The organism is Mesorhizobium sp. P2_E9 (genome assembly GCF_056403815.1).
On the sequence record NZ_JBFUET010000006.1, the window covers coordinates 161036 to 184679 of the forward strand.

General features: G+C 64.4%; 18 protein-coding genes. 6 read left to right on the forward strand and 12 right to left on the reverse strand.

The window, feature by feature from the left end:
• Positions 1–5: 5 nt before the first annotated feature.
• The 12 genes from AC1D05_RS12710 to AC1D05_RS12765 all read right to left on the reverse strand — a co-directional run bounded on the left by AC1D05_RS12710 (position 6) and on the right by AC1D05_RS12765 (position 13167).
• Positions 6–1154 (reverse strand): acyl-CoA dehydrogenase family protein, encoded by a 1149-nt coding sequence (locus AC1D05_RS12710; RefSeq protein ID WP_477441053.1) that lies wholly within the window; start codon positions 1152–1154, stop codon positions 6–8.
• The gene (locus AC1D05_RS12715) at positions 1154–1966 is read right to left on the reverse strand and encodes an enoyl-CoA hydratase family protein (RefSeq protein ID WP_096453202.1); all 813 of its coding nucleotides are present in this window, start codon (positions 1964–1966) and stop codon (positions 1154–1156) included. The genes AC1D05_RS12710 and AC1D05_RS12715 overlap by 1 nt, the downstream gene beginning before the upstream one ends.
• Positions 1963–2433, reverse strand: coding sequence for a MarR family winged helix-turn-helix transcriptional regulator (locus AC1D05_RS12720; protein WP_010913223.1), 471 nt, complete (start codon positions 2431–2433; stop codon positions 1963–1965). The genes AC1D05_RS12715 and AC1D05_RS12720 overlap by 4 nt, the downstream gene beginning before the upstream one ends.
• Positions 2427–3200, reverse strand: coding sequence for an SDR family NAD(P)-dependent oxidoreductase (locus AC1D05_RS12725; RefSeq protein ID WP_477441054.1), 774 nt, complete (start codon positions 3198–3200; stop codon positions 2427–2429). Before AC1D05_RS12725 ends, AC1D05_RS12720 begins: the two co-directional genes overlap by 7 nt.
• Positions 3197–5491: a bifunctional salicylyl-CoA 5-hydroxylase/oxidoreductase gene (locus AC1D05_RS12730; RefSeq protein WP_477441055.1), complete on the reverse strand. Its 2295-nt coding sequence runs from the start codon at positions 5489–5491 to the stop codon at positions 3197–3199. The genes AC1D05_RS12725 and AC1D05_RS12730 overlap by 4 nt, the downstream gene beginning before the upstream one ends.
• A gap of 143 nt (positions 5492–5634) precedes the next feature.
• Positions 5635–6234, reverse strand: a complete 600-nt coding sequence (locus AC1D05_RS12735) for a VOC family protein (protein ID WP_477441056.1) — start codon at positions 6232–6234, stop codon at positions 5635–5637.
• A 77-nt stretch (positions 6235–6311) separates the two neighbouring features.
• Positions 6312–7148 (reverse strand): ATP-binding cassette domain-containing protein, encoded by an 837-nt coding sequence (locus AC1D05_RS12740; protein ID WP_477441057.1) that lies wholly within the window; start codon positions 7146–7148, stop codon positions 6312–6314.
• Positions 7141–8019 (reverse strand): ABC transporter ATP-binding protein, encoded by an 879-nt coding sequence (locus tag AC1D05_RS12745; protein ID WP_477441058.1) that lies wholly within the window; start codon positions 8017–8019, stop codon positions 7141–7143. Before AC1D05_RS12745 ends, AC1D05_RS12740 begins: the two co-directional genes overlap by 8 nt.
• Entirely contained in the window at positions 8016–8885 is an 870-nt protein-coding gene (locus tag AC1D05_RS12750; protein WP_477441059.1) for an ABC transporter permease, read from the reverse strand. The genes AC1D05_RS12745 and AC1D05_RS12750 overlap by 4 nt, the downstream gene beginning before the upstream one ends.
• Entirely contained in the window at positions 8851–9858 is a 1008-nt protein-coding gene (locus AC1D05_RS12755; protein WP_477441060.1) for an ABC transporter permease, read from the reverse strand. Before AC1D05_RS12755 ends, AC1D05_RS12750 begins: the two co-directional genes overlap by 35 nt.
• Positions 9859–9947: 89 nt before the next feature.
• On the reverse strand, positions 9948–11477 hold the full coding sequence (locus AC1D05_RS12760) for an ABC transporter substrate-binding protein (RefSeq protein WP_477441061.1): 1530 nt from the start codon (positions 11475–11477) through the stop codon (positions 9948–9950).
• Between the two features lie 115 nt (positions 11478–11592).
• On the reverse strand, positions 11593–13167 hold the full coding sequence (locus tag AC1D05_RS12765; RefSeq protein ID WP_477441062.1) for a phytoene desaturase family protein: 1575 nt from the start codon (positions 13165–13167) through the stop codon (positions 11593–11595).
• 118 nt (positions 13168–13285) lie between these two features.
• On the opposite strand from AC1D05_RS12765, the gene AC1D05_RS12770 reads away from it, so the two are divergent.
• The 6 genes from AC1D05_RS12770 (at position 13286) to AC1D05_RS12795 (ending at position 23615) form a co-directional block, all read left to right on the forward strand.
• A complete protein-coding gene (locus AC1D05_RS12770; RefSeq protein ID WP_127373568.1) occupies positions 13286–14077 on the forward strand; it encodes a cyclase family protein in 792 nt (263 codons plus the stop codon).
• A gap of 16 nt (positions 14078–14093) precedes the next feature.
• Entirely contained in the window at positions 14094–15665 is a 1572-nt protein-coding gene (locus tag AC1D05_RS12775) for a phytoene desaturase family protein (protein WP_477441063.1), read from the forward strand.
• A complete protein-coding gene (locus tag AC1D05_RS12780; protein WP_095771765.1) occupies positions 15665–16147 on the forward strand; it encodes a MarR family winged helix-turn-helix transcriptional regulator in 483 nt (160 codons plus the stop codon). Before AC1D05_RS12775 ends, AC1D05_RS12780 begins: the two co-directional genes overlap by 1 nt.
• Before the next feature lie 59 nt (positions 16148–16206).
• Complete coding sequence (locus AC1D05_RS12785) at positions 16207–18360, forward strand: thiamine pyrophosphate-dependent enzyme (RefSeq protein ID WP_477441064.1); 2154 nt, start codon at positions 16207–16209, stop codon at positions 18358–18360.
• Positions 18353–19939 (forward strand): indolepyruvate oxidoreductase subunit beta family protein, encoded by a 1587-nt coding sequence (locus tag AC1D05_RS12790; protein WP_477441065.1) that lies wholly within the window; start codon positions 18353–18355, stop codon positions 19937–19939. The genes AC1D05_RS12785 and AC1D05_RS12790 overlap by 8 nt, the downstream gene beginning before the upstream one ends.
• A 268-nt stretch (positions 19940–20207) precedes the next feature.
• Complete coding sequence (locus AC1D05_RS12795; protein WP_477441066.1) at positions 20208–23615, forward strand: acyl-[ACP]--phospholipid O-acyltransferase; 3408 nt, start codon at positions 20208–20210, stop codon at positions 23613–23615.
• The last annotated feature ends 29 nt before the right edge of the window (positions 23616–23644 follow it).

Genomic DNA, 23644 nt, shown 5'->3' on the forward strand with positions numbered 1-23644 from the left:
CACCATCAGGCAGCGCCCATCACTTGCCCCGCGATGACCACCTTCTGCACGTCGGAAGCGCCCTCATAGATGCGCAGCGCGCGGATCTCGCGATACAGTCTCTCGACGATATGGCCTTTGCGGACGCCGTCGCCGCCATGCAGTTGCACGGCCTTGTCGATCACCTCTTGCGCCTTGTCGGTGGCGAACAGCTTGGCCATCGCCGCCTCTCGGGTGACGCGGGCGGCGCCCATGTCCTTGGTCCAGGCTGCGCGGTAGACCAGCAGCGCCGCCGCATCGACGTCGAGCGCCATGTCGGCGATATGGCCCTGCACCATCTGCAACTCTCCCATCGGCGCGCCGAACAGCTTGCGCTCGGCCACTCTGCTAATGCTTTCGTCCAGCGCGCGGCGGGCGAAGCCGAGCGCTGCCGCCCCGACGGTCGAGCGGAATACGTCGAGCACCGACATGGCGATACGAAATCCGTCTCCGGGCTTGCCGACCAGGGCCGAAGCAGGCAGGCGGACCTGGTCGAAGGAAAGCCGCGCCAGCGGATGCGGCGCGATCACTTCGAGGCGCTCGGCAATGCCAAGGCCCTTGACGTCACCAGGCACGACAAAGGCGGAAAGCCCCTTGGCCCCCGGTGCCTCGCCGGTGCGAGCAAAGACGATATAAAGATCGGCGATGCCGCCATTGGAGATCCAGGTCTTTTCGCCGGTGAGAACATAGCTGTCGCCGTCACGGGTCGCCGTCATTTCGGTGTTGGCGACATCCGATCCCGAGCGCGGCTCCGACAGGGCAAAAGCCGAAATCGCTTTGCCGGCGCGCGTCCTTGCCAGCCATTGCTGCTGCTCCGGTGTGCCGAACAGGCTGAGCGCGCCGGTGCCGAGCCCTTGCATGGCGAAGGCGAAGTCGGCGAGCCCGTCATGGCGCGCGAGCGTCTCGCGCGTGATGCACAGAGTGCGCACATCGAGCGCTGCCGGATTGTCGGTGTCGAGCGCCGTCGGCTTCAGCCAGCCGTCCCGGCCAAGCTTCGCCACCAGCTCACGGCAAGCACTATCGACATCGTGGTGATCGACCGGCAGGTTGCGTGCGCACCATGCCTCCAGGTCCTCGGCCAGTTCGCGATGACGGTCTTCGAAGAACGGCCAGTTGAGGAAACTCTTGTCAGCCATCAATTGCCCTCGAACACCGGCTTTTCCTTGGCCACGAACGCCTTGTAGGCGCGCTCGAAATCGCGCGTCTGCATGCAGATCGCTTGCGCCTGCGCTTCCGCCTCGATCGCCTGGTCGAGACCCATCGACCATTCCTGGTTGAGCTGCGTCTTGGTGATGCCGTGGGCGAAGGTCGGACCGGAGACGATGCGCGCCGCCATGTCGAGCGCGTCGGCCTCGAGCGCCGCCGCATCGACCAGCCGGTTGTAGAAACCCCAGCGCTCGCCTTCGGCAGCCGTCATGGTGCGGCCGGTGTAGAGCAGTTCGGCGGCGCGGCCCTGGCCGATGATGCGCGGCAGGATCGCGCAGGCGCCCATGTCGCAGCCGGCGAGGCCCACGCGGGTGAACAGGAAGGCGGTCTTGGCTTCCGGCGTGGCGATGCGGATGTCGGAGCTCATGGCGATGATGGCGCCGGCGCCGACCGCGACACCGTCGACCGCCGCAATGATCGGCTTGCCGCAATTCAGCATCGCCTTGACGAAATCGCCGGTCATGCGGGTGAAGGCCAGAAGCTGCTTCATGTCCATCTTGACCAGCGGGCCGATAATGTCGTGGACATCGCCGCCGGAGCAGAAATTGCCGCCATTGGACAGGAACACCACGGCGTCGACATCGTCGGCATAGACGAGGTCGCGGAATGTGTCGCGGAGTTCAGCATAGCTGTCGAAGGTCAGCGGGTTCTTGCGCTCCGGCCGGTCGAGCCGGACCTTGGCGATCCGGCCTTCGACCTCCCACAGGAAATGCTTCGGCTTGAGGTTGGCCATCGCGGTCATTCGCGTCCCTCCCAGTTGCTGCGGAACGAGGTCAGCATGCCGGTCAGCCGGCGGGCATCCTCTTCGCTCACCTTGCCCAGCAATTCGCCGATCCAGCCCTCATGCGCCGCGGCAATGGTGGCAAAGGACTTGGTGCCTTCCTCGGTCAGCCGCACCATGGACGTGCGGCGGTCGCCATTGCGGCGCGCGCGGGCGACCAATCCCTCCGACACCAGCCGGTCGACAATGCCGGTGACATTGCCGTTGGAGACCAGCAGGAAGCGCGACAGGTCGCTCATCAGCATGCCTTCCGGCACGCGGTAGAGGGCCGCCATCACGTCGAAGCGCGGCAGCGTCGTATCGAATTCTTTCTTCAAGCGCTCGCGCAGTTCGGCTTCGATGGTGCGCGAGGCGCGCAGCAGCCTGATCCACAGACGCAAGCGGTCCTTGCCGGGTCCTGACGGCGCGGGCAGGGGGCCGGCTACCATGTTTCGCCTCCTGAGATCGAGATTGCCTGTCCGGTGATCGATGCTGCCGCATCGCCGCACAGCCACAGCACGGCGGCGGCAACTTCCTGCGGCTGGATAAAGCGGCCCTGCGGGTTGGTCGAGGCGAGGCTTGTTCGCGCCTCTCCGGCCGAGCGGCCGGTCTTTTCGATGATGCGCTGGATGGACTCTTCCAGCATGTCGGTTTCCACAAACCCCGGGCACACCGCGTTGACGGTGACGCCGGATTTCGCCGTCTCGGCGGCAAGAGCCCGCATCAGGCCGACGACGCCGTGCTTGGCAGCGACGTAAGGCGCCACGTAAGCGTAGCCTTTCAGCCCGGCCGTCGAGGCGATGAACACGATCCGCCCCGATTTCCGCGCGGCCATGCCGGCCAGCGCCGGCTTTACCGTCAGGAAGGCGCCGGTCAAATTGACGTCGAGCGTCCGCTGCCAGTCGGCAAGCGTGGTCTTGTGCGCCGGCGTGCTGCCGGCCGTGCCGGCATTGGCGACGATGATGTCGAAGGGGCCGCGCGCGGCTTCCGCCGTCTGGTAAAGCGAGGCCATCGCCGCCTCATTGGTGACATCGGCGGCAATGGCGAAGATGCGGTCGCTTTCGCCGGTCATCTTGGCAAGCTCAGCCTCGCGGCGACCACAGATGGTCACGTCGATACCCGCGCCCGCCAGCGCCAGCGCGATGGCCCGGCCGACTCCGGAGCCGCCGCCGGTGACCAGCGCATGCTTGCCGGAGATCGTTGTGGCGGCCGTCATACTTTCAGCCCCGCCGCAGCGTCGCGCTCAGCCAGCCGGTAGAGTTGGTCGCGCCCGGGCAGATACGGATCCGGCCACTTCACGCCACGGTCGCCGAGTGTGACGGCGGCATGCAGCGTCCAGTAGGGGTCGGCCAGATGCGGCCGCGCCAGCGCCACCAGATCGGCGCGGCCGGCCATCAGGATCGAATTGACATGGTCCGGCTCATAGATGTTGCCGACCGCCATCGTCGCCATGCCGACCTCGTTGCGGATGCGGTCGGAAAACGGCGTCTGGAACATGCGGCCATAGACCGGCTTGGCCAGCGCCGAAGTTTGCCCTGCCGAGACGTCGCAGATGTCGACGCCGGCCTCATGCAACAGCTTTGCAATCTCGACCGCGTCGGCCGGTGTGACGCCTTCGATGCCGACCCAGTCATTGGCCGAAATGCGCATCGAGATCGGCTTGCCTGCCGGCCAGGCGGCGCGCACCGCGCGGAAGATTTCGAGCGGATAGCGCATGCGATTGTCCAGCGAACCGCCATAGTCATCCGTGCGCCGGTTGGTGACCGGCGTGATGAAGGACGACAGGAGATAGCCATGTGCGGCATGGATCTCCAGCATGTCGAAGCCGCAGCGGTCGGCCATCTCGGCCGAGGCCACGAACTGGTCGCGCACCAAATCCATGTCGGCGCGGTCCATCGCCTTCGGCACCTGGTTCTGCGGCGACCACGCGACCGCCGATGCCGCCATGATGGGCCAGTTGCCGGATGCGAGCGGCACGTCCGTGCCTTCCCAGCCAAGCCGGGTCGAGCCCTTGGCGCCGGAGTGTCCGATCTGCGCGCAGATCTTCGCCTCGGTCTCGGCGTGGACGAAATCGACCAGCCGCTTCCACGCCACCTCGTGCTCAGGCGCGTAGAAGCCTGGACAGCCCGGTGTGATGCGCCCTTCGGGGCTGACGCAGGTCATCTCGATATAGATGAGCCCGGCGCCGCCCTTGGCGCGCTCGGCATAGTGGGTGAAGTGCCAGTCGGTCGGGCAGCCGTCGACGGCCTTGTATTGCGCCATCGGCGAGACGACGACGCGGTTGTTGAGCCTGAGGTCACGCAACTTGAATGGCGCGAACATCGGCGCCCGGCGCAGCCTGTTGCCGCCGGCGCCCGCCTGGCGCTGGAACCACTCCTCCGCACCACCCAGCCATTCGGCATCGCGCAGCCGCAGATTCTCGTGGCTGATGCGCTGCGAACGGGTCAGCAGCGAATAGTTGAACTGCACCGGATCGAGCCCGAGATAACGCTCGACCTCCTCGAACCATTCGAGCGAATTGCGCGCCGCCGATTGCAGCTTCAGCACCTCGGTGCGGCGCGCATCCTCATATCTACGGAAGGCGGCTTCGAGATCCGGCTCGGTCTCGACATACTCGGCCAGCGCCACCGCGCTTTCCAGTGCCAGCTTGGTGCCGGACCCGATCGAGAAATGCGCCGATGCCGCCGCGTCGCCCATCAGCGCCAAATTCTTGTACGACCAGCGCTCGCACAGCACACGCGGGAAGTTGATCCAGGCCGAACCCCTGATGTGGTTGGCATTGGTCATCAGCGCATGGCCGCCGAGATGTTTTTCGAAGATGCGCTCGCAGACGGCGATGGATTCCTGCTGCGACATCGCGCCGAAGCCGAAGGCAGCCCAGGTTTGTTCGCTGCACTCGACGATGAAGGTCGCGGTCTCGCTGTCGAACTGGTAGGCATGCGCCCACACCCAGCCATGCTCGGTCTTCTCGAAGATGAAGGTGAAGGCGTCGTCGAATTTCTGGTTCGTGCCGAGCCAGACGAACTTGCATTTGCGGGTGTCGATGTCGGGTTTGAAGACATCGACGAAGGTGTTGCGCGCCCGGGAGTTCAGGCCATCGGCGGCGACGACCAGATCATGCGTTTCCATATAGGGCTTGGGGTCGGCGATATCGGTCTCGAACATCAGCTTGACGCCGAGCTCGCGAGCACGGCGCTGCAGCAGGACCAGCAGCCGCTTGCGGCCGATGCCGCAGAAGCCGTGGCCTGACGAGACCGTGCGCACGCCGTCATGGATGACGGCGATGTCATCCCAATAGGCAAAATGCTTCTTGATCCAGACGGCGCTGACCGGATCATTTTTAGCGAGATTCTCGAGCGTTTCGGCCGACAGCACGACGCCCCAGCCGAACGTGTCGTCGGCGCGGTTGCGCTCGAACACCGTCACATCATGCGCCGCGTCCCTCAGCTTCATCGAAATGGCAAAGTAGAGGCCGGCTGGTCCGCCGCCGAGAACCGCAACCTTCATGTCTGCGATCTCCTCTTCGCTTGCTGCATCGTCGAGTATCGCGCCGGCGGCTGGATATTTCAAGCTTAAAGTTTTATGTCGAAATCATTATCCGGACATCGGGCAGCGCGCTTGCGTGTCGTCCCGCAAGCGCGCGCCTGATGTCACTTTTCCGGGTTTTTCGGGCTCCACAGCACCGTCTCGGCACCCTTCTCATAGGCCATGCCGTCGGGATAGCTGATGGCTTCCAGTTGCAGTCCCCAGGGCGCCTGGAAATAGAGAATGGTCTGGCCGGCGGCCGGCCCTTCCTTGACCGGCAAAGGCCCCATGCGCGTCTTGACGCCCTTGCCGTCGAGATAGGCCTTCGCGGCGGCGACGTCGTCGACATAGAGGGCGATGTGGAAGCCGCCAATGTCGCTGTTCTTTGGCGTCAAATCCTTCTGGTCGGGCGCGGTGTATTTGAACAGCTCGATATTCGATCCATAGCCGCAACGAACCATGGTGACCTGCTCGATGACAGCCTTGGGATCGACGCCCAGCAGATCCTGCATGAAGGTGCCCTTGTCGTCGGCGAACGGGCCGAACGACATCGCCTTCTTGCAGCCGACCACTTCCGTGAAGAAGTCGACCGCCTGCTTCATGTCGGGAACCGTGATGCCGGTATGATCGTGCCCACGCATGCCTGGGATCGAATCTGCCGAGGCCATGCCGGCGCTGCCAAGGACAGCGGCGGCGAGCGTTGCATTTCGAAGTATCGCCTTCATGTCAGTCCTCTCCATTGGCGGGACCTGGGTCTTTGCGGTCGCATGTCCGAAACCCGCTTTTCGGCATGCGTATGCATTCATGTCGGCGGCTTGGCGGCGGAAGGGATATCCAGCCAGCCGGCGTCGATTTCGGGCAGCGGAATGGCCGAGATCAGATCGCGTGTGTAGCCCTGTTGTGGGTTGCCGAACAAAGCGTCGGTGGCGCTGGCCTCGACGATGACTCCTTCGCGCATGACGATGACTTGCCGGCACAACCGCCGGATGACCGACAGATCATGGCTGATGAAGGCGACCGTCAGACCCATCTCCGCCGCCAGCTTTTCCAGCAGGGTGAGGATCTGCGCCTGCGTCGATACGTCGAGGCCGGAGACGATCTCGTCGGCCAGCACGAATTTCGGCGACAGCGCCAGTGCGCGCGCAATGCCGACGCGCTGGCGCTGGCCGCCCGACAATTCGTGGCGGTAGCGGCTGGCGAAGCTTTGCGGCAGGCCGACGCGCTGTAGGGCCTCTGCGACGCGCGCCTTCAAATTGTCGCCAAGGCCATTCAGCTTCAGCGGCGCCGCGATGATGCTGGCAATGGTGCGGCGCGGGTTGAGCGACGACATCGGATCCTGGAAGATCATCTGCATATCGCGGCGCAATGGCCGCAAATCCGCCTCCGATAGATGCGTGATATCACGGCCATCGAAAGTGACGCTGCCGGCGCTGGGCTCCAGCAGGCGGACCAAGGCACGGCCGAGCGTCGATTTGCCGGAACCGGATTCGCCGACAATGCCGGTCACCGATCCCTTGGGTAGGTCGAAATCGAGCCCCTTCAGAATCTGGGCCAAAGGCGCGCGGCCGATCAGCGGCTTGCGTGTCATGTCTGGCAGCGCGACCTTTAGTCCGCGCACGGAAATGAGCGGCTCAGCCATGCGGCCGCCTCCAGGCTTGGTCGGCGGCAGCGATCTCGGCGGCGAGCCCGGCCAGCACGGCATCGTCGACTGGCTTCAACGAGGCGAACGGGTCGGTGTAGCGCGGCGTCGCGGCCATCAGCGCCCGCGTATAGGGATGCTGCGGCGCGGCGAAGAGAGCAGCCGTCTCGGCCTCTTCCACCACCTTGCCGGCATAGAGCACCGAGACCTTCTGGCTGATCTTGGCGACGACGCCGAGATCATGGGTGACGAACAGGATCGCCGTCCCATGCTCGCGCTGCAACGCTGAGATTAGGCGCAGGATCTGCTTCTGAACGGTGACGTCGAGTGCCGTGGTCGGCTCGTCAGCAACGATCAGCCGTGGTTCGGCGGCGAAGGCGGCGGCGATTAGCACGCGCTGCCGCATGCCACCGGACAGCTCGTGCGGATAGCTTCTGAGCACGCGATCGGGGTCGCGGATCTGCACCTCGTCCAGCAATTGCCGGACACGCTTATCCGCCTTCTCGCCGCTCCAGCCGAGAATGCGGATAAGCCGGTCGGTCATTTGCGGACCGATGCGGCGCGACGGGTTGAGCGCGGTCAGAGGATCCTGCGGGATCAGCGCCGTGCGGGCACCGATCAGCGTGCGCCGTGCCTTGGGCTGCAGCTTGCCGAGGTCTTCGCCCTCAAGCCTCATATCGCCTTCGACGATGCGCACGCTGGACGGCAGGACGCCAAGCACAGCCTTGCCGATCATCGTCTTGCCGGCGCCGCTCTCGCCGACCAGCGCGCGCACCTCGCCGGGCTGCACCGAGAGCGACACCGAGCGCAGCACGCGGGCGCCGTTCGGCAGCACGGCGCTGAGATTGGCGATGTCGAGACAGGCGCTCATCGCAGCACCGGGTCGAAGCGCGCCTTCAGCGCCTCGCCGAACTGGCTGAACGACAGCACGGTGAGGATCAGCGTGATCAGCGGAAACACCAGCACCCACCAGGCCTGGTGGATCGACAGCCGGCCCTCGGCGATGATGCTGCCCCAGGTCGGATCGTCGGTCGAGATCGACAGATTGACGAAGGACAGGATCGCCTCGACGATGACGGCGATGCCCATCTCCAGGGACAGCAGCGCCACGATCGACGGCACCACATTGGGCAGCACTTCGCGCAGCATGATGCCGATGCGGCCATAGCCGGCGATGCGGGCATTCTCGACATAGTCCATGCGCGACTGGCCCATCGCTTCGGCGCGGATCACCCGGCAGAACCGCGTCCAGTCGATGATGGCAATCGCAAGGATGACGGAGCTCAAGCCGGTGCCGAGCACGGCAACCAGCAGGATGGCGAACAGCACGGGCGGAAACGCCATCCAGATGTCGACGACGCGCGAAATGATGCGGTCGGCCCAGCCACCGAAATAGCCGGCGATCAGCCCGAGCGTCGAGCCGACTAGGCAGGCGGCGATTGCCGCGGCAAAGGCGACGATGAAGGCGATGCGGCCGCCGAAGATCAGGCGGGAGAGCAAGTCACGGCCGAGGCTGTCGGTGCCTAGCCAATAGCCGGGCTCGGCACCATCAATCCAGAACGGCGGCAGCCGCTCCAGCATCAGATCCTGCGCCAGCGGATCCTGCGGCGCGACCAGCGGTGCGAAGATCGCCGCCAGCAGCGCCAGCAGCAGCCAGCCGCCGGCCAGCCACAGCCTGGGGCTTAATCCGCGTCTTGAAGCTCTATCCATGTCGCAGCCTCGGATTGAGCAGCGCATACATCATGTCGACGGCAAGGTTGATCAGCACGAACAGCAGCGCGAAGACCAGCACGATGCCCTGAATCAGCGGCAGGTCGCGGTTGATGACGGCATCGATCGCCATGTTGCCGAGCCCTTCATAGGAAAACAGCCGCTCGACGATGACCGTGCCGCCGATGAGGAAGGTGAACTGCACGCCAACCAGGGTCAGCGTCGGGAGAGCGGCGTTCCTCAGCGCCTCGCGCAGGATGACCTGTGTCTCGGAAAAGCCCTTGACCCGCGCCAGCACGACATAGTCGAGGTCGAGCACTTCCTTAAGCGACTGTTTCAACAGCTGCGAGATGATCGCCGCCAGCGGCAGCGCCAGCGCCAGCGCCGGCATCAGCATGTGCTTCAGCAGATCCCAGGTCAGGTCGAGGCGCAGGCGTAAAATGCTCTCGAACAGGTAGAACTGAGTGACGAAGGGCAGGTCGAGCTGCGGCGACACGCGGCCGGAAATGTCGAAGATCGGCACCAGCACGCCGAACAAAAGGATCAACACCAGGCCCCACAGGAAATCGGGAATGGAAAGGGTGGCACCACTGGCGATGTCGATGCCGGCCTCGACCGCCGTGCCGCGTTCGCGCGCGCCGAGGATCGCCGTCGTGCCGCCGAGGGCCACCGCCATGATCAGCGCGACGATGGCCAGTTCCAGCGTTGCCGGCAGCCGGTTGAAGACCAGGCCGAGCACGTCTTGTCTGAGCGAGATCGAGGTGCCGAAATCGCCCCTGATAACGCCGGACAGCCAGATGAAGAATTGCTGCACGATGGTCTTGTCGAGCCCGTAGAGTGCGCGCAGTCGGGCAATGTCGGCATCCGTCGCGCCGGGCGGCAGCATCATGGCGATCGGATCGCCGGGCGCGACGCGGATCACGACGAAGACGACGACGGCCACGCCGAACAGCGTGATCAGCATCGTCAGAAGACGGATCAGGAATCGTTGCAGGAGCATGTAAATCTTTGCGGGAGCCCGTGGGCTCGTATGCCCGATGGAAATGCGCGCCGCCACTGACGACGGCGCGCGGCAATTCCGGGCCGATATCAGGCCGGGGTCATCAGGGCCGGCAGCAGCGCACCGGAAATATGCTGGACCACGTTGACACCCTTGGCATGCACGATCGGCTGGGCGAACTGCAGCAGCGGCAGCACATAGGCCTGCTCGGCGATGTATTTGTCGACCTCTTTCCAGCCGGCGATGCGCTTGGCCTCGTCCTTCTCGCCCCACAGCGGGCCGATCTTGGCGTCGAGGTCGTCGGTCTTCCACGACGAGTGCGGCGACGGGCCGAACATGGCGAAACCGGTCGAGGTGGTCGGATCGCCGATGGCGTTGCCCCAGTTGTAGAATGCCGCAGGCGCCAGCTTGTGGGCGGCACGCAGCTCATAGTGCTTGGCGATCTCGTAGACCTCGATCGTCGCCTCGATGCCGACCTTGCGCCACATGCCGACGATCGCCTGCACCATCTCGTAGTCCTTGGGCTTGAAGCCCTTGGTGGTCTGGATGGTGATCTTGGCCGGCTTCTTCGGCGAATAGCCGGAAGCGGCGAGCAGTTCCTTGGCCTTTTCCGGATTGTGCTCGACCTTGATCGACGCATCGTAGGCGGCATATTCTGGGGTTTCCAGCGTCGCGATCGGCTGGCCGTAGCCGCGCAGCAGCCGCTTGACCAGAAGCTCCTTGTCCACCGACATCACGGCCGCCTGGCGGACATTCTTGTCCAACATGGCGTCCTTGTTGTTGAAGAAGATCATGCCGATGTCGGAGACGTTCTTGCACGAGCCGGCAAGCCCCTTCTTGGTGATCAGGCGATCATATTCCTCGTACGGAATTTCGAGCGTCACCTGCGAGGAGCCGGACTCGATTTCGGCGACACGGCTTGCCGCATCGGTGACGAACTTGATCGTCACATTCTCGAAAGCCGGCTTGTCGCCCCAATAGTTCGGATTGGCCTTCAGCCGCAGGAAGGCGTTGCGCTCGAATTTTTCGACCATGTAGGGGCCGGTACCGATCGGCGCCTTCTCGAAACCTTCGGCGCCCACCTTCTCGTAATAGGCCTTCGGCAGGATGTAGCCGGTCAAGAACGACATCCACTTGAAATAGACCGGGTCGAACTGCACGACGTCGCCGGTGATTTTGTTGCCGTCGATTTTGAAATTGTTGACGTTCTTCCAGACGAACTGGATCGGGTTGCCGGTCTTCTCGTCGCCCGCGCGCTGCAGCGACCAGACGACGTCCTCGGGCGTGAAGGGCGAGCCATCATGCCATTTCACGCCTTCGCGCACCGTCATCGTCACCTTGGTCCGGTCGTCGTTCCAGCCCCATTCGGTAAGCAGGCCCGGCGCAAAGGACAGGTCCGGCTTTTGCGGGATGAACTGGTCGAACACCGACTGGTAGAGACCCTGGATAGTCGGGTTGACAGCCGAGGGGCCGGTGGTCGGATCCCAGGACGGCAGGTTGACATTGTAGGCGATGGTCAGTTCGCCGGCGGCCGCCTTGGCGATCTGCGGTAGGCCGACGGCGGCCACACCGAGTGCCGCGGCACTGTATCCCAGCAATTCGCGTCTGTTGATTGTCATGGTCGTTCCCCTTGTTGGTTTTCTGTTTTCGTCGCGCGGCAATGTCACTTCATTTGTTCAGGCTTCGTGGGCAGCTGCGCCTTGCCTCTCGTAGCCTCGATAAAATCTTCGGCTCCTACCTCCCGCCAAGCTGTTGCGCGAGCATGAAGCCGGAAGCCGCACCGGTGCCGGCGCCCGGCCATGTCGCGGCGCCCGTGAGATGCAGATTGCCGACCGGTGTGTTCCAGCCGGCAAAACCACGTGCCGGGCGGAACAAAAAGTTCTGCGCCAGATGATGGCTGCCGCAGACCTGGTCGCCGCCAACGAGGTTCGGGTTCTCGCGTTCGAGGTCGATCGGCGAGAACACCGAACGGCCGAGGATTTTCGCGCGCAAGCCCGGCGCATAGATCTCGATGATGTCGAGCACGCGGTCGGCGTAGACATCCTTGACCTGGTCCCAGTGCGCGGGCGCGATCTTGCCGGCGGCATCGCCCAGGATTTCCGCTGGCAGCATGCGCACCTGCACCCACAGCACATGTTTGCCCTGAGGCGCACGCGACGGATCGATCGCTGAGGGCTGGCCGACGACCAGCACCGGCTCGTCCGGCAGCATGCCGGCCATCGCCTGCTGATAGGTACGCGACATCGCATCGAGTGACGGCGACAGATGCACATAGGCAAACTGCCGCAACTCTGCTCCGGCGCGCCAGTCTGGCAGGGCGTCGAGCGCCAGATGGATCATCATCGTGCCCGGCGCATAACGGAACTTTTTCATCGCAGTGTCGAAGCCGGCGTCGCCGGAACCGTTCCGCAGCAACTTGCCGGTCAGCGCCTTGGGTGCGACGCCGGCGATGACCGCCTTGGTGGCGGTATGCGTCTCGCCGGATGCGAGCCGCACGCCGGTCGCCTTGCCGGCGGAAACCGTGATCTCGGCCACTTCCGCCCCGGTGATGATCGTGCCACCGGCCGATGTGACCATGCCCGACAAAGCGCGGATAATGGTATCGGCGCCGCCCTTGCCCAGCACCATGCCAAAGCTCTGGTTGGCCATCGATTCCAGATAGGGGAATACTGCACCGCCGGCGATATCAGGGGCGAAATCGAGATGCATGCCCCAGGTCGCGAGCGTCGCGCGCACATGCGGCGACTCGAAAGTCTCCTCCAGCCAGGCGCGCGGTGAGGAAAGCAGCAGCCGGCCGGTGTCGAGTGCGCCGGCAATGCCCTTCTTGCGCCACAGGTTCCAGGCGGAGCCGACAAGGGCGCGGGCGCTCATCGGCGAACCCAGCAGCCGGAACAGGTGTTCGGCCTCCGCCGGGAAGGCGGCAACCAGCCTGCGCCACGTCGCGGCATCGGCGGTTGAAAGGGCAGCCATGCGTGTCGCGGTTTTTTCCAGATCGTTGCTGACGCCAAACCAGCGTCCATCCGGAAAGGCGCTGGCGAAACAGTCGGCGACCGGGGCGAATTCCAGCCCCTGCGCTTTCAATTCATTTGCATATTTCCGGTGGAAGGCCGAGCCGGCAAACAGGCTCAGATTCATCGCGCCGAAATCGTGACGGAAGCCGGGGAGGGTGAATTCGCGGGTCTGGACGGCGCCGCCGATTGTTGCGCCGCGCTCGAAAATCCCGGTTTTCCAGCCTTTGAGCGCCAGATGCGCGGCGCATGCCAGACTGTTGTGGCCCGCCCCGACAAAGATGGCGTCGAACTCGCTCACGCCCCGTTCCCATTTCCTTTATGCTTAAAGATAATTGCAGATGCATATGTTTTCGTCTAGTAGGATATTAAGGGCCGAGACGAGCCTTGATCATCATCGAAAAGAGGGAACAGACACCATGGATACCCAAAAACTCCTCGGCGAAGTCGCCGGCCAGCTGCTTTCAGGCGCCATCAAGGTGGTCGACCTGTCGGCGCCGCTCGGTCCCGACACGCCCCTGATCAAGCTGCCGCCGGAACTCGCCGTCGACACGCCGAAGGTCGAGATCCACAACATCTCCCGCTATGACAAGAATGGTCCGTGGTGGGCGTGGAACTGGCTGAAGCTCGGCGAGCATTCGGGCACCCATTTCGATGCGCCGCAGCATTGGATCAGCGGCAAGGACTATCCGGATGGCGCCACCGACACCATTCCGGCGCAGAATTTCGTCGGCCCGGTCAACGTCATCGACTGCTCGAAGGAAGCTGCCGCCGACCATGATTTCCTGCTCACCGTCGACCACATCAAGGCGTGGGAAGCCAAACATGGCGCGATCAATGCCGGCGAATGGGTGGTGATGCGCACCGACTGGTACAAGCGCAATGGTTCGGAAGCCGAGTTCCTCAACGCCAACGAGACCGGCCCGCACACGCCCGGTCCGACGGCTGAAGCCATCCAGTTCCTGATCAGCAAGGATATCAAGGGCTGGGGCTCGGAGACGATCGGCACCGATGCCGGCAAGGCCGGCGGCATGGAGCCGCCATTTCCGGCCCACACGCTGATGCACAAGGCCAACCGCTATGGGCTTGCCAGCCTCTGCAATCTCGACCAACTGCCGCCGAAAGGCGCCATCCTGATCGCGGCACCGCTCAAGATCGAGCACGGCACCGGCAGCCCGATCCGCGCGCTGGCGCTGGTGTCGAAAGGCTAAGCGAAGGCACGCCGAGGTGGGCCAGCCCGATCACATCATCGTCGGCAGCGGCATCAACGCGCTGGTCTGCGCGGCGATGCTTGGCGGCAAAGGGGCGCGTGTGCTCGTCCTCGAACGCAACGACCGCATCGGCGGCTGCATGCGCACCGAGGAGATCACTGCGCCCGGCTTCATCCACGATGTGATGGCGACGACCTTCGTGCTGTTCATCACCTCGCCGGCCTTTGCGTCGTTGGGAGGCGATCTAGCGCGGCATGGGCTGGAGTTCTGCCACACCGGCACGCCGACCGGCGTGCTGCGGCCAGACGGCAGTCACGCCGTGCTCAGCACCGACCGCGCCGCCAATGTCGCGGCAATCAATGCGATCGCCGCTGGTGACGGCGACCGGCATGCGGACGATGTCGGCGGCATCGAGCGCGATGCCGGCCTGCTGTTCGGCCTGCTCGGTGGCAGCCTGTGGTCCTATCCGACAGCCAAGCTGCTGGCCGGCGATGCCTGGCGGCGTGGCCCGCGTGGCCTTGCCGCCTTTCTCGGCGAGGCCTTGGTGCCGGCGCGTAGCTGGTTGGAAAGCACCTATCGGTCCGAAACCATCCGCGCGCTGTGGGCGCCCTGGGTGCTGCATGCCGGGCTTGGGCCTGAAGATGCATTCTCCGGCCAGATCGCCAAGGTGATCGCCTTCGCGCTGGAAGCCGCTGGCGCGCCGATCGTGAAGGGCGGCGCGAAGAACCTGCTTGCCGCCTTCGAGGCCTTGATTCGGGAACGCGGCGGCGAAATCCGCACCGGCGCTGATGTCGCCTCGATCGTCCAAACGAATGGCCGCGCGACCGGCGTGCGGCTGGCCTCAGGCGAAACGATCGCGGCGAACAAGAGCGTCATCTGCTCGGTCACGCCGACGCAGCTTTATGGCCGGCTGCTCGGCGCGGATGCTGCCAAAGCCGATGTCGAGGCGACGCAGAAATATCGCTACGGCAAAGGCAACTTCCAGATCCACTATGCCCTCGACAAGCCGCCGGTATGGCGCGGCGATGGTCTCGACAAGGTGGCGCTGCTGCATCTGACGCCGGGGCTCGACGGTGTGTCGAAAGCCTGCAACGAGGCGGCACGCGGCATGCTGCCGGAAGTGCCCACCATCTGTGTCGGCCAGCCGCATGCGCTCGACCCGTCGCGCTGCCCGGCGGGCAAGGCGATCCTGTGGCTGCAACTGCCGGAGGCGCCCCGGCACATCAAGGGCGATGCCGCCGGCAAGCTTGAGGCGCCCGCTGACGGGCAATGGACCGACGCGCTGCGCGAAGCCTATGCCGACCGGGCCGAGGCGATCCTCGCCAGTCACATCGACGGCTTCAAGGACAGCGTAATTGCGCGCCGCGCCTATTCGCCGGCCGATCTCGAAGCGATGAACATCAATCTGGTCGGCGGCGATCCCTATGGCGGTTCCTCGACCATCGACCAGTCCTTCCTGTGGCGGCCGTTCAAGACCAGCCGCAACCACCAGACCGGCATCAAGGGCCTCTACCATATCGGCGCTTCGACCCATCCGGGTGCGGGCCTCGGCGGCGGCTCCGGCTTTCTCCTGGCGGGGAGGCTGTGATGGAACAGAAGGTCGCGGAAAAACGCCAGCGCATTTCGACCCTCGGCCAGATCGGCCTGCAGCAATTCGCGCCCTATCTGATGAACCGCATCATGGGCCGCTACAACGCCACCTTGCGCGACGATTTCCGCAAACAGGGGCTGACCATTCCGCAGGTGCGTACTCTTGCGGTCCTCTCGGTCACCGACGGCGTCACCGTCAACGACCTCTCGGTCTATACGGTTATCGAGCAGTCCACCTTGAGCCGTACGCTCGACACGCTGGAGGGGCAAGGCTTCGTGCGGCGCGAGCAGGGCGTCACCGACAGCCGTATCCGCCATGTGTTCCTGACCGACGAAGGCCGCGCCGAGTTCACCCGCGCCTGGCCAGCCATGCATGACGCGTTCGAGGCGATGTTCGACGATATCGACGACGCCGAATACGCGGCACTGATCGCTACATTGCTGAAGATGCTGAAGAACATTCGCAAGCACGACATCTAGACCTACGCGCCGCCAATGCCAGGCGATAGCGGGCCAGGCGGTAACGGAAGGAGACAAAAATGGCCGAACGGTCTTTTGCCAAGGAAGTCGAAAAACTCCGCCTCGGCGCCGGCGAAGAGTTTGCCGGCGAAGGCATTCTCGCCATCACCAAGGCGCTGCTGCAATGCGGCGTCGGCTATGTCGGCGGCTATCAGGGCGCGCCGATCAGCCATCTGATGGACGTTCTGGCCGACGCGCAGGACATTCTGGGCGAGCTCGGCGTGCATTTCGAGGCGAGCGCCTCGGAAGCGACCGCCACCGCCATGCTTGCGGCTTCGGTGCATTACCCGATCCGCGGCGCCGCGACCTTCAAGTCGACGGTCGGCACCAATGTCGCCTCCGACGCACTCGCCAACCTCGCCTCCGGCGGCGTCACCGGCGGCGCGCTGATCATCGTCGGCGAGGACTATGGCGAAGGCTCCTCGATCATGCAGGAGCGCAGCCATGCCTTCGCCATGAAAAGCCAGGTCTGGCTGCTCGATCCGCGCCCGAACCTGCCGTCGATCGTCAAGGCGGTGGAGGACGGTTTCGAGCTGTCCGAGATTTCCAACACGCCGGTGATGCTGCAGGTCCGCATCCGCTGCTGCCACGTCCATGGCCATTTCATCGCCAAGGACAACAAGCGCCCGCCCATGACGGTGGCCGATGCGCTCGACGCGCCGCGCCGCGACACCGGCCGCATCGTGCTGCCGCCGGCCTCCTTCCTGCACGAGAAGGAAAAGGTGCAAAAGCGGTGGCCGGCTGCAGTCGATTTCATCCGCAAGAACAAGATCAACGAGTTCTTCGGCTCAGATCATGGCTCGGTCGGCATCGTCATGCAGGGCGGCATGTACAATTCGGTCATCCGCGCGCTGCAGCGGCTCGGACTCGCCGACACCTATGGCGACACGGATGTGCCACTCTATGTGCTCAACGCCGTCTATCCCCTGATCGACGATGAGTTCCTCACCTTCTGTGAGGGCAAGCAGGCGGTGCTCGTCGTCGAGGAAGGCCAGCCCAATTACATCGAGCAGGCCTTTGCCGCGATGCTGCACAAGGCCGGGCGCGGCACCAGGCTGGTCGGCAAGGAGTATCTGCCGATGGCCGGCGAATACACCGGCCAGGTCATGCTCGACGGCATCGGCACCTTCCTGCGCGCCGAGGCGCCGCATCTGCTCCCGGGCGAGGTGCGCGCCCCCAACAAAGTTGGCGACGGCGTCGACACCGCGGACCTGATCAATGTCGTGCCCGGTCGCCCGCCCGGCTTCTGCATCGGCTGCCCGGAGCGGCCGATCTTTGCCGCGACGAAGCTGGTCGAGCAGGAACTCGGCAAGCACCACATCGCCTCCGACATCGGCTGCCATCTGTTCTCGATCATGCCGCCCTTCGAGCTCGGCGCCACCACCATGGGCTACGGACTCGGGCCGGCTTCCGCCTCGGCGTTCAACTCACCCGACGCCAAGCGCCGCTCGATCTCCTTCGTCGGCGATGGCGGCTTCTGGCACAACGGCCTGACCTCGTCGATCGGCAATGCGGTGTTCAACAAGAACGACGGCGTCATCGTCATCGTCGACAACTTTTACTCGGCTGCGACCGGCGGGCAGGACATCCTGTCGTCGCGCGCCGGCAACAAGACCAAGTCGACGAAGCATCCGATCACCGAGGCGGTCAAAGGCATGGGTGTCAAATGGCTGCGCCATGTCGACCGCACCTATGACGTGACCAAGATGCAGGACACGTTGCGCGAGGCGCTGACGACGGAGGAGAAGGGGCCGAAGGTCATTGTCGCCTCGTCCGAATGCATGCTCAACCGGCAGCGCCGCGAAAAGCCACTGGTCGACAAAGCGATCAAGGGTGGCGAGCGGGTAGTGAAGCCGAAATTCGGCGTCGACGAGGACATCTGCACCGGCGACCATGCCTGCATGCGGCTCTCCGGCTGCCCGTCGCTGTCGGTGAAGTCGCTCGACGATCCGCTGCGCGATGACCCGGTGGCGAGTATCGACCAGAGCTGCGTCGGCTGCGGCAATTGCGGCGAGGTCGCCGATGCGGCGGTGCTGTGCCCCTCCTTCTACCGCGCCGATGTCGTGCATAATCCGAGCCGCTGGGACCGCTTCCTCGAATCCGCGCGACGCGCCACCATTGGCCTGCTGCAGCGCCGCCGCGAAAGCCGGCGCCTGACCTTCGCCGATGCTTGACGCTGTCCCGCCATTCCGCGCCCGGCCCGGCGCCCAGGACGACGAGCGCGTCATAAAGCTTGCCGTGCTGGCCGTTGGCGGCCAGGGCGGCGGCGTATTGGCCGACTGGATCACCGATGTCGCCGAGCGCAATGGCTACGTCGCGCAATCGACCTCGGTCGCCGGCGTGGCACAACGCACCGGCGCCACGATCTATTATATCGAGACGGCCCGCGACACCGGCCGGCTGCCGGTCTTCGCGCTGTCACCGTCGCAAGGCGACGTCGATATATTGATCGCCGCCGAATTGATGGAAGCCGGCCGCGCCATCATCCGCGGTTTCGTCACGCCGGAACGCACGACGCTGATCGCTTCCTCGCACCGCATTGCCGCCGTGTCGGAAAAGATCGAGCCGGGCGACGGCCGCGCCTCATCTTCCAAGGTGCATGCGACGGCGGAAGCGGCATCCAAACGCTTCATCGCTTTCGACATGGAAAAGATCGCCGCCGACAACGGTTCGATGATTTCGGCCAGCCTGCTTGGCGCGCTGGCCGGTTCCGACGCACTGCCATTCACGCGCGAAAGCTATGAGCAGGCGATCGGTGCCGGGGGGCGTGGCGTCAAGGCCAGCCTTGCCGCCTTCGGCGCTGCCTGTGACCGCGCACGTGGCACGGCGGCACCTGCACCAAAGCCGGCAGAGCCGGTGATTGTCGAATCTGCCCTGGGCGCGGGGCGTGTGACCGGTCCGCAAAACCTGTTGCAAGGCTGGCAGGCCCTGGCCGCCCGTATCGACCTGATGCCCGTGGCCGTGCGCGACATGGCGCTCCGGGGTCTGAGAAAGGTCGTCGATTATCAGGACATCGCCTATGGGCGGGAGTATCTCGACCGGCTGGACAAGGCCGTCGCGCTGGAGAGCGCCGACCATGCCCACGCGCTGTCTATTGCTGCCGCCAAGCATCTCGCCAACGCCCTGTGCTATGACGACATGATCCGCGTCGCCGACCTGAAGACGCGCTCGACGCGCGACAGGCGTGTGCGCAAGGAGGTCGGCGTCAAGGACGGCTCGATCCTGCAGGTGACCGAATATTTCCATCCGCGCATCGAGGAGTTCTGCGGCACGCTGCCGGCGGGCCTCGGCAGCTATATCGAGAACCGGCCGAAACTCGCCGCCTTCCTTGATCGCCGCATCAACCATGGCCGGCGCATCCGCACCGACAGCTTTGCCGGCTTCGCTGCACTCTGGTTCATAGGCGGCCTGCGCCGCTGGCGCCGGAGCCTGCTGCGCCACAAGGTCGAGATGACCCATCTCGATCGCTGGTACGCGCTGGCGCTCGGCCATGTGCCCCAAGACTACGCGCTCGCGGTCGAAATCCTCAACTGCCGCCGGCTGATCAAGGGCTACAGTGACACCCATGTCCGCGCCCAGTCGAAATTCGACCGCGTGCTCTCGGCGCTTCCCATGCTCGAGGGCCGCGACGATGCCGCCGACTGGATCCGCCGCCTGCGCGAAGCGGCGCTGAAGGACGAGAAGGGCGACATGCTCGATGGCGCTCTGAAGACGGTGGCGACGCTGGGACCAGATCCGGCAACCGGTCACTGAGGGCGCCCTGACCCTGACAGAGCTCACCAGCTGCCGGCTCCGTTTCGGCCGTGGTGAACGCTGTTCATTTTCTGCTTGAACAATGTTCAAGATGTGATAGAGTGCAATTATGAACGATGTTCATTTCTCACGGCCGAAAGCCATGGATGGGCATCAAGTACAGTAAGGAAGTTTAATCAGCTCACTGATATCACTGAGATTGAAACAGCGCCTTCAACCCGCGGGGCCCACCGGCACAGTCGTAGGGTCCCGCCAAATGGAAATCGCCATGAACACGCATCTGATGTTGTCCCGGCGCTTTGCGCCTCTGTTCTGGACGCAGTTCCTGTCCGCCTTCAACGACAATTTCCTCAAGAACACGCTGGTGTTCCTGATCCTGTTCACGCTGGCCGCCGGTCAGGCGGCTTCGCTGGTGACTTTGGCGGGAGCCGTCTTCATGGCCCCCTTCCTGTTGTTATCAGCCCTTGGCGGCGAGATCGCCGACCGCTTCGATAAGGCGCTGATCGCGCGCCGGCTGAAATTCGCCGAGATCGCCGCGGCAGGAGTCTCGGTCGTTGGCATCGCGCTGTCGTCGATCCCTGTGCTGATGACAGCGCTGCTGATGTTCGGCGTCATCTCGGCGCTGTTTGGGCCGATCAAATACGGCATCCTGCCCGATCACCTCGAGCGCAAGGAACTGCCCAAGGCCAACGCCTGGATCGAGTCGGCGACGTTTGCCGCCATCCTCGGCGGCACCATTGCCGGCGGCGTCGTTTCGGCCGATGGCATCGGCGTCACGGTCTTCGGGCCTATCATGATGGCCCTTGCCGTCGGCTGCTGGTTCGTCAGCCGCTACATCCCGTCCACCGGTTCGGCGGCGCCCGATCTTGTCATCGACAAGAATATCTTTCGTTCGACCTGGCGCCAGGTCAGCGAATTGCGAACCGACACACGGATCTGGCGCGCCGGGCTGATGACGTCATGGTTCTGGCTGATCGGCGCCATCGTGCTGTCGATCCTGCCGACGCTGATCAAGGATTCGCTCGGCGGCAACGAGATCGCCGTCACCGTCTATCTCGCGGTGTTTGCCGTCTCCATCGCGATTGGCTCCGCCATTGCCGCATGGATGTCGCAGGGGCGCATCGTGCTTCTGCCGGCACCTGTCGGCACGGCGCTGCTGGCGCTGTTCGGCCTGCATCTGGCCTGGACCATCTGGAGCATGCAGCCTTCGCCCAAGGCTGAGACCCTTGGCCTGTTCTTCGCCGGGCCAAACACGATCCGTGTCGCGATCGACCTCGCCGGCATGGCCATCGCCAGCGCCTTCCTCGTGGTGCCGACCTTCGCTGCCGTGCAGGCCTGGTCGCCCGAAGCGCGCCGCGCCCGTGTCGTCGCTGCCGTCAGCATCGTCAATGCCGGCTTCATGACCGTCGGCGGCATTCTCGTCGCCGCGATCCAGACGAAAGTGTCGACCGGCGGCATTCTGTTCGGTCTCGCCGTGGCCAATGCGATTGCTGCCTGGCTGATGCTGAAATTCCTGCCGACCAATGCTTTCCGCGATTTCGTTTCCATCCTGTTCCGCGCCTTCCTGCGCCTGGAGGTCGAGGGCATGGAAAACCTCAAGGCGGCCGGCGAGGCGCCGATCCTGGCACTCAACCATGTCAGCTTCCTCGACGGTCCGCTGGCACTGACGCTGACCGACGAGGAGCCGGTCTTCGCCATCGACTACACCATCGCGCAGGCCTGGTGGATGAAGCCATTCATGAAGCTTGCCCGCGCTCTGCCGCTCAACCCGGCCAAGCCGATGTCGACCCGCACGCTGATCAAGGTCGTGCAGGGTGGCGATCCACTTGTCATCTTCCCCGAAGGCCGCATCACCGTCACCGGCGGGCTGATGAAGGTCTATGACGGCGCCGCCATGGTCGCCGACAAGACCGGCTCGATGGTTGTGCCGATCCGCATCGATGGGCTGGAGAAAAGCCCGTTCTCGCGGTTGACGTCGCAGCATGTGCGCCGCCGCCTGTTCCCGAAGGTCAAGGTGACCATTCTGGAGCCGGTCAAGCTCGAAGTGCCGCAGGAACTGAAGGGCCGCCAGCGTCGCGCCGCGGCGGGTGCGGCACTCTATCAGGTGATGTCGGATCTCGTCTTCCGCACCCAGGACATCGACAAGACGGTGCTGGAAAAGATCATCCTGACGGCGAATGAACGCGGCATGAAACGGCTCGCCGTGCAGGATCCGGTCACCGGCTCACTGAGCTACGGCAAACTGCTGACGGCGGCCGCCGTGCTTGGCGAGAAATTCCAGAACCTTTATGCCGATCAGCAGACGCTCGGCATCATGCTGCCCAACGCCAATGGCTCATGCGCGACGCTGCTTGGCGTGATGTCGGCCGGCAAGGTGCCGGCGATGATCAACTTCACCGCTGGCGCTGCCAACATCCTGTCCGCTTGCAAGGCGGCGCAAGTCCGGACTGTGCTCACGTCTCGCGCGTTCGTCGAGCAGGCAAAGCTCGGCGCGGTGGTCGAGGAAATCAGCCGCTCGGTCGACATCGTCTGGCTCGACGATCTGCGCAAAACCATCGGTCTCAAGGACAAGCTGCTCGGCCTGTTGCGCAAGTCGACGCCGCGTGCGCCGCGCAAATCCACCGACCCGGCGGTGATCCTGTTCACCTCGGGGTCGGAGGGCACCCCGAAGGGCGTGGTCCTTACCCACCGCAACATCCTGGCCAATGCCGCTCAGGCGGCCTCGCGCATCGACTTCCACTCGGGCGACAAGGTGTTCAACGTCTTGCCGATCTTCCATTCCTTCGGCTTGACGGCTGGCACGGTGCTGCCGCTGATTTCGGGCGTGCCGGTCTATTTCTACCCATCGCCGCTGCACTATCGCCTCGTGCCGGAACTGATCTACGCCTCCAACGCGACCATCATCTTCGGCACCGATACGTTCCTCAGCGGCTATGCGCGCACCGCGCATCCATACGACTTCCGCTCGATACGCTATTGCTTTGCCGGCGCGGAACCGGTCAAGCCGTCGACGCGCATGACCTATATGGAAAAGTTCGGCGTGCGCATCCTGGAAGGTTATGGCGTCACCGAGACCGCACCGGTGATCTCCATCAACACACCGATGTACAACCGTTCCGGCAGTGTCGGCAAAATCATGCCCGGCATGGAGTATCGCCTCGATCCGGTGCCTGGTGTCGACGAAGGCGGCCGGCTGCATGTCCGCGGGCCCAACGTGATGGCTGGCTATCTGCGCGCCGAGAAGCCGGGCGTGCTCGAGCCGCTGCCGGACGGCTGGCATGACACTGGCGATGTCGTCTCGGTCGACGAGGGCGGCTTCATCACCATTCGCGGCCGCGCCAAGCGTTTCGCCAAGATCGGTGGCGAGATGATTTCGCTCGCCGCCGTCGAGGCGCTGGCTGGCGAATTGTGGAAAGGATTGTTGTCGGCGGTTGCTTCCGTACCGGATGCGCGCAAGGGCGAGAAGCTCATTCTCATCACCGAGGCTCCCGGCGCCACACGCGCTGAGTTCCTGAGCTTTGCCAAGGCGAATGGCGCCATGGACCTGATGGTGCCTGCCGAAGTGCGTGTCGTCCAGAAAGTGCCGGTGCTCGGCTCCGGCAAGCTCGACTTCGCCGGCGTGACCAAACTGCTGCGCGGGGAGGATGCGCCGCTCGGCAAGGTCGAGGCCGCTTGATCAAGGCCAAATACTCGACGGCGCCGCGC

What these genes read in the sequence shown, in the direction of transcription:
- AC1D05_RS12740 (WP_477441057.1), bottom strand. Translation starts at nt 7,148, where the DNA reads ATGGCTGAGCCGCTCATTTCCGTGCGCGGACTAAAGGTCGCGCTGCCA.
- AC1D05_RS12785 (WP_477441064.1), top strand. Translation starts at nt 16,207, where the DNA reads ATGGCCGAACGGTCTTTTGCCAAGGAAGTCGAAAAACTCCGCCTCGGC.
- AC1D05_RS12750 (WP_477441059.1), bottom strand. Translation starts at nt 8,885, where the DNA reads ATGCGCTGCTCAATCCGAGGCTGCGACATGGATAGAGCTTCAAGACGC.
- AC1D05_RS12790 (WP_477441065.1), top strand. Translation starts at nt 18,353, where the DNA reads ATGCTTGACGCTGTCCCGCCATTCCGCGCCCGGCCCGGCGCCCAGGAC.
- AC1D05_RS12710 (WP_477441053.1), bottom strand. Translation starts at nt 1,154, where the DNA reads ATGGCTGACAAGAGTTTCCTCAACTGGCCGTTCTTCGAAGACCGTCAT.
- AC1D05_RS12720 (WP_010913223.1), bottom strand. Translation starts at nt 2,433, where the DNA reads ATGGTAGCCGGCCCCCTGCCCGCGCCGTCAGGACCCGGCAAGGACCGC.
- AC1D05_RS12760 (WP_477441061.1), bottom strand. Translation starts at nt 11,477, where the DNA reads ATGACAATCAACAGACGCGAATTGCTGGGATACAGTGCCGCGGCACTC.
- AC1D05_RS12745 (WP_477441058.1), bottom strand. Translation starts at nt 8,019, where the DNA reads ATGAGCGCCTGTCTCGACATCGCCAATCTCAGCGCCGTGCTGCCGAAC.
- AC1D05_RS12730 (WP_477441055.1), bottom strand. Translation starts at nt 5,491, where the DNA reads ATGAAGGTTGCGGTTCTCGGCGGCGGACCAGCCGGCCTCTACTTTGCC.
- AC1D05_RS12715 (WP_096453202.1), bottom strand. Translation starts at nt 1,966, where the DNA reads ATGACCGCGATGGCCAACCTCAAGCCGAAGCATTTCCTGTGGGAGGTC.
- AC1D05_RS12735 (WP_477441056.1), bottom strand. Translation starts at nt 6,234, where the DNA reads ATGAAGGCGATACTTCGAAATGCAACGCTCGCCGCCGCTGTCCTTGGC.
- AC1D05_RS12780 (WP_095771765.1), top strand. Translation starts at nt 15,665, where the DNA reads ATGGAACAGAAGGTCGCGGAAAAACGCCAGCGCATTTCGACCCTCGGC.
- AC1D05_RS12725 (WP_477441054.1), bottom strand. Translation starts at nt 3,200, where the DNA reads ATGACGGCCGCCACAACGATCTCCGGCAAGCATGCGCTGGTCACCGGC.
- AC1D05_RS12795 (WP_477441066.1), top strand. Translation starts at nt 20,208, where the DNA reads ATGAACACGCATCTGATGTTGTCCCGGCGCTTTGCGCCTCTGTTCTGG.
- AC1D05_RS12770 (WP_127373568.1), top strand. Translation starts at nt 13,286, where the DNA reads ATGGATACCCAAAAACTCCTCGGCGAAGTCGCCGGCCAGCTGCTTTCA.
- AC1D05_RS12755 (WP_477441060.1), bottom strand. Translation starts at nt 9,858, where the DNA reads ATGCTCCTGCAACGATTCCTGATCCGTCTTCTGACGATGCTGATCACG.